The organism is Neobacillus sp. NPDC058068, from assembly GCF_042885335.1.
In the GTDB taxonomy this organism is placed as follows: Bacteria; Bacillota; Bacilli; order Bacillales; family Cytobacillaceae; genus Neobacillus.
In genome coordinates this window covers 1-11660 of the sequence record NZ_JBHVSI010000019.1, presented here as the reverse complement: position 1 = coordinate 11660, position 11660 = coordinate 1, and the positions used below count along the sequence as shown (strand labels likewise).

The following is an 11660-nucleotide window of genomic DNA, read 5'->3' as shown; positions in this document are numbered from 1 at the left end:
GACCATTCAACGATATGAAAAAGAGCTGTCACCTTGACAGCCCTCCATTCACTACTTTAAGTTAATTCCACCATGCTCTGGTGTCTCAATCCTAATCGCTTTCACCTTTTTGAGTTTTACCCAACGGTTCTTTTTCATTCCCTGCTCCAATTCCTCAAAACCATTTGTCAAAATAGGCTCAGCGCCAATTAATATCTCCGTACTAAGAGATGCCATGTAGACTCGGTTTGCCAATTTCTGTCCATTTAGCAATTCAATCGTTATGATCTGTCCTTGCTTTAATTCGGATAAAACCGGCAGCCTTTTAAAATAGTATTGTTTATTGTATTCATCGATTTTCTTGTCAATTAGCCGTGTACCTAGGATAAAAGCCACGACACAAATGATTACTGACCACCAGCCGAGACTTTTTAAGTAGGTGTCTCCGATATACAAAACCACAAACAGAAGTACAATTTTTATTAACCAATAGATGAATTTCATTTAAAACGTCCTCTTCGATTTACCAAATTTTAATTATCGTCTACCTTTTTGATTACTTTACCGTTGTTATCATAAAAAGTAAATGTTTCACCCGAAGGACCTTGGCAGTCAAAAGCATCAGGTGCTGTATTATAAAACCAAAATTTCAAATCTTTAGCTTCCTTAAAATATGGCCCCAATGGCAATAATTCTGCATCGTTCTTGCCTATTTTAACTTTATCGATTTTAGGGCTTTTTGTGGTTACTGTAGCGACACAATTAAAGGAAAAATAATATTCAGAATCAAATTCATTAATATGTTTTATTGTTTCATTGTCAATCGAATCAACCGATGGCAACTTCCAAAGAAAAAATTCTTTTTGAAAACGAAGCTGATAAATTTGGTTTTCACCAGCTATAATGAGTAATCTTTCATCATTTGTCTTGATTTTTTTAGCATTCTGTAAAAATTCACTCGTCAGTCCCGGTTGCTTACTATCACTCAGCCATGCTTGATACGCTCTTTCCTTGGTAAAATAGGCATCCTTAAAAAACAAATCATCCGTTTTCAAAAAATAAATGAGCCAAAAAACTAAAAATACAACCAAAACGGAAATCAAAATCCGAGTAACCCTCATTGTTATCCCCCAATAAAACTATTTTTTCTTTGTGCGCTACCAAGATAAAACCTGTAGGTAATTTGCGGTTCCTAGCCTTCCTGGATTTCCTTAATGCTTTTTCCTCCTAAAAAGGCATGACCCGTAATAAACTTCCCTGCTGTATTGAACCCATATTTTGCATAAACCTTTTCGATTTTCTCATTGATAGGAAAAACCCAAAAGTCTTCCTTGCCGCTTTTCTTTACTTCTGCTTGGAGGAAGTAGATAAGCTCGCCAATAAGCCCCTTCCCTCTGAACTCTTCTCTAGTCGCTACGCTCTCCATTCGTACTTGGTCTTTATGTTCGAATAGACAGGCAGTCGCACAGGCAATACCATCATAGCGAAGAAGATAATATGTGAAAGCAGGGTGCTTAAATTCTTCGGGAAATGCCTTTTCTCTCACTTCCCTTCCGCCAAACTCCTTAATACTACATTCAATCTCTAATGCTTCATTGAAATTTTCTTCTGTCACTTTTTCAATCGTAACCAGATCACTTCTTTTATGGTCCTTGATTTCTTTATTCCAGATTTGAATCGGACTGACCAATTCCTCAAAACCAAATTTGTATGAATCTAATTCCTCTATAAATTGACTTAGTTTTTCAAGATTAAAAAGATAAAAGCGCGGTGTAATGTTTCTTTCATTATAGAAATGAATCACTTCTTCGATAACGGCCTTAGGATTTTCCGGTGCTTCATGAATATGAGCATGATTGGCATCGTAATAAGTCGGTTGGTTTTCATTGTAAAAAATATGTCCCCAAGACGTGTTTATTCGTTTTGTAAAGGTATCAATGTACGCTATATCAAGATCCAGAACCTTTTGTAGTAAATTCAATATTGTTCTCCTCCATTATGTTTACATAGGGTCATATAATCTTTTTTCCTTAAATTTTTTAGCAAACATGCTCAAAAAACGCTTTACCATTTCAAGTAAAGCATCTATTTATTGATGAAAATCCCATTATTTTGTTTAATTTTTTTGAAATATATTATTTCCGGGTCTCCCTCATCCAAGTTTTCTACAAACCCACTCTTAACATATCCAATTGAATCAAATAGGCTTTGCATTATTTCGTTAGATTGGTTTGTTGACGAAAAGATTTTTAGGGTTGGTGATATCATCTCAAAGTGCTCTATCATCAATTTGGCATAACCTTTTTTTCTCTCGGAAGGATGAACAATAACAAGTGAGATAAAGCTGCAATCAAAAAAATGAGTATTAAAAATTAGGTACCCTACAACTGAAGAATCTGTTTTAGCTGCCAAACACTTCTTTCCGTTTATTGCCTCTTTTAAATATCCTTTTCTACTGTCATTTCCAATTACTATTTTATCAATTTCTAAAATTCCTGCTAAGTCTTTCTGTTCAGCGGTTCCTATCCGTAACATTCATCTACCTCCATTAAAAATGGGAAGTTTTTTTCCGATGGCTTCATTCAGGAACAATTCTATTCGATTAATAATGTCGATACAAAATGGTCTTTATGTAAGATCGGAACAGTCAGATTTACATTTAACTGGCTGCAATGCCTTACATCCGCTTCAAATCCACGTTCACGTAATTCTCGCCCGCTGCCGCATTCCCAAATTAGTTCTTAACAGAACCAATTAAGGTACCTTAGCTTTCCTAATCCCATATTTTAAACTATCCCGTTAGAAAGCATCTTCTTGAAGTATTTTTCAATTTCCTTGGTATCCTTTAAAATAATCAACTTATCAGGATACTGACTTAAAATTTTGACTATTTCTGGTTTACTTTCATTTTCAAAATAAGCGTTCCACTTAAACATTTTCCTAAACATCATGAATGTTGGTTTATAGTTTGCCTTTTCCAGTCCTGCCATTTGTAAAATAAATCTTTTAATAATCCTATATGTTCTTTTAGCGTAATCCGTATCCAGAAAGATAATCACATCTGCATGTTGAAAACTTTGTGTTACCCATTCATAATGAACCCCTTCTATAATCCAAGCATCAGTAAGAATGATAGAATTTAAATATTCATCTCTTTCATCTACGGTTCTTCTTATATCCCCAGTTGTACACCGTTTCCAGACAACGTTATCTAATTCATAATGAGGAACTTTCAACATAGCAGATAACGTTCTTGCTAATGTGGTTTTTCCACTGCCAACCGAACCAATAATATGTATTTTTTGCATATCTACCCCGTTCTGTTAAACCGCAGATTTGCTGCAAGAAAACGCTAAGAAGAGTGGTATTCTCATCCGTCTTACATACTCTTGCTCACTTTTAAAATTTTCTTTTTGCGGGCTGCATTCTCGTATTTCGTCTATTGAAAATCCTTCAGATTTTAATAGTTTAAAATATTCTTCAACCGTTCGATGATATTTAACCACCTCTTTTTCAATCCAAGGTTCTACCCGCTTGCCTATATGAAAATATTCGTCGGCGATCCAATTCCTACGCTGCGCAGAGTGTGAAGCACTTTCTATAGAAGAAGTTAAAATCGGATGTTGAACGCTAAAGATAAACTTGCCGTTTGCTTTTAAAGATTTCATCACTTGTTTAAATATGGGACCTAATTCTGCTAAATAATGAAGGGCCAGCCGCGAAACAACTTTATCATATTTCGTTTCTGGGAAATCCCACGTTTCCATTGAACTGTGATGAACTTTCCCATTGGTCCCCTTTAACATTTCTAGAGCTTTTTCCACCATGTTTGCCGAACCTTCTACTCCTTCATAACCAGAACAGCCCTGTAGAAATAGTTCGCGCCCAAATCCTGCATCACCGCATCCTAAATCTAATATATATTCCCCTGTCACATCCCCCATTAACTCTACTATCACAGGCCTTTCGATAATATTGTTTGGGCTTTCTTCCCGATGTCTTCTTTTTAAATAATCTTTGAAAAACTTATCATCATCGTAAACTTCAGAACCTTTATATTCCATATGGAGACCCCCTTTCAATTACTTTACATAAGTTTCTTCTTCATGTGCAATGATAATAGAAAAAAGAAGGTCATAACTTGAAAAGGCTATTAATTAGTTTTTTAGTAACATTACTTTTTTGCACTGTAAGTGGCGAACAACTGAATTTACTCACTCATGTCCATGCACAGCAGAAACCAATTCCTCCATATGCGAAATGGGGTGAGTATGCTATGGAGAAAACGCAGCAAAGGTATCCGAATGCTAAGATTATTGATTATCTTCATATTGGCAGAACTCATGGCCCACATACCTCAACGGAGAAATTCAAATTATGGTTGAAAGTCAATCAGAGAGAATTTGGAGTTTTCATCAATATTGAATTCAACAATGAAACCCAAAAGGTCATAAAAGTCACCTTTAAGGAAACACCTAAATAATGATATTGTTCAGAGTCATTACAGAACCTAAAATTGCACTTTGTAACTTTTACTTTTTCCCTTTCTTTTCAACGAAGGAAAAAACAATTGCAACGACTAACAGAAGGAAAAAAATCCCGATAATTATTGTGGAGGAACCAGGTTCTAAGAATTCATTTTTATTTCCTGCGTACTCCCCTTCTCTGGTTGCCTTTTTGTATTTACCGTCCTTTTCTTGAATAGCAATGGCTTCATCTGTGCTAATCCCTTTAATTGAATAGTACTTGGTCCCTTTTTTATAAATATTTGAAAAGTTACCTGAATAAGTGCCTTCCATATCCGAATACTTTGTAACATGCCCAATCTCTTTATCTATCACTGTTACATATTCATCACTAACGACATAGGTATAGCCATCCCAGACCACAAACAAATAGGCCCAACTTGCGAAGGACTTACTTGGCATTAAAATAGAAGTTATTGTGGTGAAAAATAAAACTAATACAATTATGGGCCTGCACTTCACACAATCCCCTCCCATTGATTACCGCTTCCGTGAACATCTAGAAATAAAAACTTTACCAATATCCCAAATATTATTCAAATGACTAAATGTCCTTATTTATCATATTATGTAAAATAAAAAGAAGAATTCTGATATTATTTAAATATACAGAAAAATAAAAAGGGGGAATACAAGAATTTATGAAAAAGGTAATAACCATCGCAATTACATTATTAGTTTTATTGGGACTCAGTTATGGAGTAACCTATTTTACGAGCACAAAATTTATTGATATTGCATTTTTTGTGGGAATAGCGATTACTGTTATTATTTGGTTTTATACTTCCAAGGGAGGCTTAACAACTAAAAATACGGATATGTTAGTCCAATCTGCAACAGGAATCAAGATGGGAGAGCAAAAGTATGAGTTTTCGCCAAACTTAGCTTTTATCACATCTTTGGCATATACCCTCATTACATTAGCTGCTATGCTTTACTGTTATAGAAGTTACTTTTAAAAACATCTTTTGACAGTTGAAAATAATGAGCCTTATCTGAAAGGCTTGAAAGTCGAAAAAAGCTCGGTGATTTATAGTGTCCGAGCTTTTCCACTTATTTAGATTTCAATTATTAATAGGAATCTATTTTATGATCCTTATTTTTGAAAAAGGTAATAACACGAATTCACTTTTTCCGATAATGTTTTCCTGTTTAATAAATCCTAGACCGTTCCGACTGTCCTTGCTAACTAATCGATTGTCTCCCATGACATAATATTGGTTTTTTGGAATGAAAATCGGGCCAAAGTCTTCTGTCAGTTTGCCTCCTTGTCGTTTCGCAAAATTAAGATTTTCAGCTAAATAGGTTTCCTTATATGGCACCTGATTGATAAATAACTGGTCACCTTTCATTTCAATCTCATCACCCGGGACACCAATTATTCTTTTTACATAGTTTTCATCAGGACCTTTAATAATGATGATGTCACCTCTATTAAATTGTTCGAATTTATACACTTTATTAACAAAGATTTTTTCGTGATTATGTAAGGTTGGTTCCATTGAAGCACCATCAACTATGTACGGAGAAAATAAAAATGTTCGAATTACCATTGCCAGTCCTAACGCAATAAATAATGTTTTAACCCAGCTTTTCAATTCATTATTTGCTTTCGACTTTAACATTTCCAACCACTCCTTGTCTTTTTCAAAGGTTTCCTTAATTATGGTATATTCAACATGTTGGAAATGAAATCCTGCTTTTATCTCCCTAAATGCTGCTTCGACTTCTTTTTTTCTAGTTCAAGTAACGTGGCAGGTTGTTTTATTAGCAGGAGATATAAAAACATTTATAGAAGTAATAAAATGACCAAAACTTAAGGAGCAGACAAAAATGAAAGCAAGCTTAAATGAAGATTGGAAAAAAGACAGAATTGCATCTGCACATTTAGGAGAAAATCCAATGGTGATCGCAAAAATGAGAAGTGGTTTTGCGGTTATTGGAGATACTCAATTTCTTCCAGGATATTGTGTCCTTTTACCTTTCGTTAATGTTGACACATTAAATGACCTCGATGTTAAGCAAAGAAGTGAGTACCTTCTTGATATGAGTATAATTGGAGATGCCATACAAGAAGTTTGTAAGCCCAGAAGAATTAATTATTCTATTTATGGAAACACGGATACTTTTTTACACGCTCATATATTTCCTCGATATGAATGGGAACCAGAAGAAAGAATACCAAAACCTGTTTGGCAATATTCTGAAGATAAATGGCGCAATAGTAAATACCATTTTTCTGTTGAAGAACACGGAGAATTAAAAGAAAAGCTAAGCAAAAAAATTAATGATTTAATAAATCGCATCTACTAATATATTATCCATTTTTTCCCAAAATAATAAAAACCCTTGTTCAATAAAATTCACTTTTTCACTACAATAATTGTTGAAGAGAAGAATATTAATCTATGGGAAAAGCTTGAATGGGAGTAAATTGATTTGCGTTTTGTATCTATTGTTTTTAATCATAGACTTTTTCTCGTAATGTCGGATGGAGATATAATAAATAAAAAAGATCATTTACTCCCAAAGGAACTAGCAATATTAAACAGGTGAAAGAGTTTTGTATATGAACTCGAACTAGAGGTAACTATATCTTTTTCTGATATCGCTGCTCCGCTTTGTAACTAAAGATAAGACATAAAGCAATCATTATTGGAAAAGACAGCCAGGCAAATCCTCTAAAGAAGGCAAATGGAGTTTCAAAAAGAAAGGCCCCCCAAAAGTCAGCTCCTGCTTTTTCCCATAATCCAAGTGTAAAGTACAATTGTTTCGGGTTAAAGAAAGCTCCGGCATCTATGGCATTTGTTGTCACTAACGCTACAAAAATAGGAAGATAGCACATGGCTAATGACAAGTACATCTGCGAAAGTCTTTTGTACCTGCCGGCCTTGGAATCAATATCTGAAAAAATATCTTCATCAGCATCTTTGCTGACTTTTTTAAAATACTGTGTTCCTGAACTTTTGGTACCTGCCAGGTGCTCCCATCCACTATCTTCAAAAAGAGTACAGTAATCTACAAAATCCGCCTGTTTTTTAAATATACGGTAATCAATTTTTATATTAGCATGATTGGGCTTAGATTTGCGAAATCGATATCCTAATGACTTTCCTACAAGTTCATACCCCTCTGAGGCCATTTCATTCAGCCATTTAGCTTCCTTTTCAAAATCTAAAAAGAATTTATACTTTCTCATGAGACTCCTCCTCGTTTAAAAGCATCGTTAGTAATTCCAATCATATGCTGCATTCTTTCTAAATCCAAACGCAGCATATCTTTCCCCAGTTCAGTAATCATATAGACCTTCCGGCGACTATCCCCACTCTCGACAGGCTGAATAAATTTTAGTTTTAGTAAATTTTCAATTGCCCCATACAATGTGCCGGCAGCCATCCTTACCTGTCCGTTACTAAGTTCCTCCACTTTTTGCAGAATAAGATATCCATGAGCCGGTTCTAATAAAGACAAAAGAATGTAATAAACGGTTTCTGTGAGTGGAATATGTTTATCTCTTTTCATTATTTCCTCCTGACGGTGCAACTTCTTAATATACAGTTTAACTATATAGTTTTAGTTTATACAGTTTAACTGTATACGTCAACAAAAAAATTAAAAATGTGGTTTTTTCCCATTCATTTTCATTAATTACTGCATTAAATGCATTGATAAAGCAAAAAGATTATTATGTGAAAAAGGGTCTGGCTACGTAGATCCGAATTCAAAAAAATCCCCCACAATAGTGAGGGAATTTCTGTTTTACGCCACTTTTATGGCTTTGCCAAATGGTACTCGTGGTAAAAATGTGCCCGGCACCAGCCAAAATAATTCAAATTCAACTGTCTCCATTTCTTCCGAAAAAAATCCTGTAACGTCCGTTATATAAAATAGTGTATCCACTTGCTCTTCTGCTGCCCATTCCAGCGCTAATGTATAGGAAGATTTCCCATGTGTGTAGTACTTAATCGTATCACTTTTAACTTGGGAAATATTTCGGATTTTGAAATCTGCCTGAACTAAAATTGTATCGGGTTTCAATTGTTCAAACAATTTTACTATGTTATTGATGAGTGTAGTTGGTGCTTCATTTGTGGAAGTATCCACGACTAAAGCAACCTTCTTATCTTGACGCTGCTGGATCATCGAAAGTATCGTTTTATGCCATTTCAACACCATTTCCCCCTTTGATTAAAAACCAAGCCTTTTTATTTTGGGTTAATAAGAAATGGATTATGATTGGATAATTGCGGTAACAAAATGCCTTAGTTCCTGCAGGAATTCGCTAAATAAAATATCAACAATTTGAAAAAACTAGTTACTGTAATTCAATTTTCACCGGTTCTAATTCGAGTGGCATATTCGCACTCATTGAACCTAATCCTACTCTTAACACATAGTTATCGGGATTAAAATTGTTTAATTTACTCAGGTCAAATGTGCTCCTGAAGCGTAATTTGGCTTTATCTAAAGTTTTTAATGTATGGCTAATTGGTGCTTCATATATATTTTTCCGAGATTCTTCCACTAACGTTACATCATTTCTGGAGAAATCTTCAAAGAAATTGAATTGCTCATTTCTTTTTTCCCCGTTATTAATTTGGAAATCGACTGTAAAACGCTTGCCTTTTAAGCTGACCCTTTCAACGTTTACAGAGAGATCTTGTCTGTTCGACTTTATTTGCACAGGAGTGCGCTCGTTAATTGCAACAAATTGATTCGGCTCCTCCAGAGCTACTGCCGGGCGAATCTCCAAATAGTTTGTTTTTCCTTTTAGTGCCTGCCGAATAATCGTTCTTCCTTTGACAATGATTTGATTCCCGGTCTTTTTCGTCTCCAAATCAATTCCATCTGCTAGTAGATGGATTGGATTTCCTTTGTCGTCAAGAACTGCTAATCTGACTTGATCATGTTTGCCTTCACTTGGAAATGCTGCCGTATAATTAATTGCCGTCGAGGCCCTCCCGGCGATAATCGAATCAAAGTGAACTTTTATATCTCCCTTTTCACTTTCTTTATCCATCATTATTGTTTCGTAGGCTAATTGCTTAATGGGAACATTGAATCTCCAGGATCCCTCTTTTCCACCAATACTCTTGAATTCAAGCGGGAAGGTTGTATCTGCAGGCAAATCTAGTTTTGGGTAATTTAACTGTATCTGCCCGGTATACCCATTATCCGAGGGCTCCATTAAGACAAGCTCTTTGCTGTCATCACTCCGTTTATCACCATCAAATATCTCGTAAATCCCACTTAGATTCCCTTCTTGATCGGTTTTCACCTTTCCCTTCACATCAAAACTAACCCCAATAACGGCACCATCATAATAGGCACTTGTGATGGCTACATCAATCCCATTGTGACTGGCAGTTTCATTTAATTGGGTGATTAACTTTTGTGAGGCTAAATTTTCGCCGACTTTATCTTTAAAAAGCTGCCCGAGCAAAGGCATATTCGCCATTACTCTCGATACGGACGGGACGATAAAACTCGTGGAAATCAGGATTACAGCTGCAGCGGCTGCCGTAAAAACAATTGCCTTGTTTTTTCTAGGCTTTTCACCCTGATATGCCTTGCCTACCCCAGCCTTAATCGCTTGTAAAACTGCCTCTTTCGGTACTTCAATCTTCTCATATTCCTCTTGAAAAAATTCCTTCTTCATTATAATCCGCCCCTCCTAACAGTTTTTTCAACTGGCTTTTTCCTCGAGACAAATAGGTTTTCACTGTATTTTCCGGTACATCCATTAACTTTGCCACTTCACTTATCGGCAAGTCCTGATAGTAAAAGAGAATAACTGCATTTCGATAATGTTCATTTAATTTGTCTATCGCATCTGCTAAATCCAGGGCTTCATCTCGTTTTTCTCTTTTCGCGGATGAAAGCTCTATAATTTTATCAATCGGGGTTTCCTTCTGCTTCTTTTTCAACAAATCATAGGCACAGTGGATAAGGATCCTTGTTAACCAGGTTAAGAAAAACCTTTCATCTCGTAATTGACCCACTGCTAAAAGGGCTTTATAGGCTGTTTCTTGAATAACATCCAAAGCATCCTCGCGATTGCCGACATATAGATAGGCCGTCCGATACAATTGGTCACTATGTAAGACTAAAAGCTTTTCGAAAGCTTTTTTGTTTCCGTTAATCGCTTTTTTTATCAATTTTATTTCAGTCATTGCTTAACCTCCTTCCGCCCATTAGAGAAGAATCTCTCACAAAAAGTTTCAGCTAATTTAATAAGTTTATAAATCTCTTTATCAAATGGCAGACAATATAATCCATACCACTTAGAGGTAAGGTTTGACAATGAAAAAGGATGGGTATATACCTATTTGGATAATGATCATACCATTTCCCAAATTGCCCGGAGTGTTCCGGATAACCAAAGTTCTAATGATGGAAAACATTACGAATTGGGAAAATAAACGATAAAGGAAAAAGGGAATTTCCAATGTAGAAATCCCCTTTTTACAATGAAGATGATACCGGTTTAATGTAAAGTTAATATCGGCGCCGTCCGCCGCACGTGAAGCTTGCTTTCGCTTTCATAAAATCATGCATCAATGCTGCTTTTCTTCCCTTATCCGTATGACTGTTCATTTTGTTACGAAGGCAATTTATGAATTGGTAGTCACATTGGCAGGGTGAAATCCCTCTGCTTAGACAGAGGTCGTGGCCCATGCAGCAGCCGTCTACATCATTAATTGGAGCACCGGGCCCACTGCAGCCAGGTCCACACCATCTATATCCTGGGAAAATACAGAACCCACGCTTTCTTCTTCTTCGCAATACCAATACCCCCCAAAAGGTTACTTTACTAATAAAATATGACTGTCCGTTAATTTTGGAATGGCTATGTCCCAATGGTGATTTCATTTTGCAAAAAATATTACACCATTGGGTTTAGGAGTTGTTTCTTGGGTCCGGATTCCGCCAAACTCAGTGTTGATTCCGCCAACTTCTGCATTGATTTGGAGGTTAGTATAAAAAGTAGACACCGGCTTTGGCGTCATGTTTAAATCATATCAAGACGAAAAAGGACGTGTTTAACATGGCGAAAAAGACCACTTATCCAAAAGAATTTAAAGAATATGTTACCAAGCTAGTAGTTCTGGATGGCCGAAAGATAGTTGATATTTGCCAAGAGCTCAATATCCC

At 35.8% G+C, this 11660-nt stretch carries 17 protein-coding genes; 3 read left to right on the top strand and 14 right to left on the bottom strand.

Features of this window, described 5'->3' with window-relative positions:
- Positions 1 to 51: 51 nt before the first annotated feature.
- The 6 genes from ACFVSW_RS20720 to ACFVSW_RS20695 form a co-directional block, all read right to left on the bottom strand.
- Positions 52 to 483, bottom strand: a complete 432-nt coding sequence (locus ACFVSW_RS20720) for a hypothetical protein (protein WP_387318509.1) — start codon at positions 481 to 483, stop codon at positions 52 to 54.
- 29 nt (positions 484 to 512) lie between these two features.
- Complete coding sequence (locus ACFVSW_RS20715; RefSeq protein ID WP_387318508.1) at positions 513 to 1082, bottom strand: hypothetical protein; 570 nt, start codon at positions 1080 to 1082, stop codon at positions 513 to 515.
- An 89-nt stretch (positions 1083 to 1171) separates the two neighbouring features.
- Positions 1172 to 1960, bottom strand: coding sequence for a GNAT family N-acetyltransferase (locus ACFVSW_RS20710; RefSeq protein WP_387318507.1), 789 nt, complete (start codon positions 1958 to 1960; stop codon positions 1172 to 1174).
- A gap of 104 nt (positions 1961 to 2064) precedes the next feature.
- The gene (locus tag ACFVSW_RS20705) at positions 2065 to 2514 is read right to left on the bottom strand and encodes a GNAT family N-acetyltransferase (RefSeq protein ID WP_387318506.1); all 450 of its coding nucleotides are present in this window, start codon (positions 2512 to 2514) and stop codon (positions 2065 to 2067) included.
- A 251-nt stretch (positions 2515 to 2765) separates the two neighbouring features.
- Entirely contained in the window at positions 2766 to 3287 is a 522-nt protein-coding gene (locus ACFVSW_RS20700; RefSeq protein WP_387318505.1) for a P-loop NTPase family protein, read from the bottom strand.
- Between the two features lie 15 nt (positions 3288 to 3302).
- Positions 3303 to 4043 (bottom strand): class I SAM-dependent DNA methyltransferase, encoded by a 741-nt coding sequence (locus tag ACFVSW_RS20695; protein WP_387318504.1) that lies wholly within the window; start codon positions 4041 to 4043, stop codon positions 3303 to 3305.
- A gap of 77 nt (positions 4044 to 4120) precedes the next feature.
- On the opposite strand from ACFVSW_RS20695, the gene ACFVSW_RS20690 reads away from it, so the two are divergent.
- The gene (locus tag ACFVSW_RS20690) at positions 4121 to 4462 is read left to right on the top strand and encodes a DUF3889 domain-containing protein (protein WP_387318503.1); all 342 of its coding nucleotides are present in this window, start codon (positions 4121 to 4123) and stop codon (positions 4460 to 4462) included.
- Positions 4463 to 4511: 49 nt separating this feature from the next.
- Here ACFVSW_RS20690 and ACFVSW_RS20685 read toward each other — a convergent pair whose 3' ends face one another.
- A complete protein-coding gene (locus tag ACFVSW_RS20685; RefSeq protein WP_387318502.1) occupies positions 4512 to 4967 on the bottom strand; it encodes a hypothetical protein in 456 nt (151 codons plus the stop codon).
- A 179-nt stretch (positions 4968 to 5146) separates the two neighbouring features.
- On the opposite strand from ACFVSW_RS20685, the gene ACFVSW_RS20680 reads away from it, so the two are divergent.
- Entirely contained in the window at positions 5147 to 5464 is a 318-nt protein-coding gene (locus ACFVSW_RS20680) for a hypothetical protein (protein WP_387318501.1), read from the top strand.
- Positions 5465 to 5587: 123 nt separating this feature from the next.
- Here the strand turns inward: ACFVSW_RS20680 and lepB are convergent, their stop codons facing one another.
- Complete coding sequence (gene lepB, locus ACFVSW_RS20675) at positions 5588 to 6130, bottom strand: signal peptidase I (RefSeq protein WP_387318500.1); 543 nt, start codon at positions 6128 to 6130, stop codon at positions 5588 to 5590.
- 208 nt (positions 6131 to 6338) lie between these two features.
- On the opposite strand from lepB, the gene ACFVSW_RS20670 reads away from it, so the two are divergent.
- Positions 6339 to 6818 carry an HIT family protein gene (locus tag ACFVSW_RS20670; RefSeq protein WP_387318499.1) on the top strand — a complete coding sequence of 160 codons (480 nt, stop codon included), beginning with the start codon at positions 6339 to 6341 and terminating at the stop codon, positions 6816 to 6818.
- 277 nt (positions 6819 to 7095) lie between these two features.
- Here the strand turns inward: ACFVSW_RS20670 and ACFVSW_RS20665 are convergent, their stop codons facing one another.
- The 6 genes from ACFVSW_RS20665 to ACFVSW_RS20640 form a co-directional block, all read right to left on the bottom strand.
- A complete protein-coding gene (locus tag ACFVSW_RS20665) occupies positions 7096 to 7704 on the bottom strand; it encodes a DUF2812 domain-containing protein (RefSeq protein ID WP_387318498.1) in 609 nt (202 codons plus the stop codon).
- Positions 7701 to 8027 carry a PadR family transcriptional regulator gene (locus ACFVSW_RS20660; protein ID WP_387318497.1) on the bottom strand — a complete coding sequence of 109 codons (327 nt, stop codon included), beginning with the start codon at positions 8025 to 8027 and terminating at the stop codon, positions 7701 to 7703. The genes ACFVSW_RS20665 and ACFVSW_RS20660 overlap by 4 nt, the downstream gene beginning before the upstream one ends.
- A 237-nt stretch (positions 8028 to 8264) precedes the next feature.
- Positions 8265 to 8675 (bottom strand): vWA domain-containing protein, encoded by a 411-nt coding sequence (locus tag ACFVSW_RS20655; RefSeq protein WP_387318496.1) that lies wholly within the window; start codon positions 8673 to 8675, stop codon positions 8265 to 8267.
- Positions 8676 to 8820: 145 nt separating this feature from the next.
- The gene (locus ACFVSW_RS20650; RefSeq protein ID WP_387318495.1) at positions 8821 to 10164 is read right to left on the bottom strand and encodes a DUF4179 domain-containing protein; all 1344 of its coding nucleotides are present in this window, start codon (positions 10162 to 10164) and stop codon (positions 8821 to 8823) included.
- A complete protein-coding gene (locus ACFVSW_RS20645; protein ID WP_387318494.1) occupies positions 10133 to 10678 on the bottom strand; it encodes a sigma-70 family RNA polymerase sigma factor in 546 nt (181 codons plus the stop codon). Before ACFVSW_RS20645 ends, ACFVSW_RS20650 begins: the two co-directional genes overlap by 32 nt.
- Before the next feature lie 325 nt (positions 10679 to 11003).
- Positions 11004 to 11291 carry a phospholipase A2 family protein gene (locus ACFVSW_RS20640; RefSeq protein ID WP_387318493.1) on the bottom strand — a complete coding sequence of 96 codons (288 nt, stop codon included), beginning with the start codon at positions 11289 to 11291 and terminating at the stop codon, positions 11004 to 11006.
- Positions 11292 to 11660 lie beyond the last annotated feature (369 nt).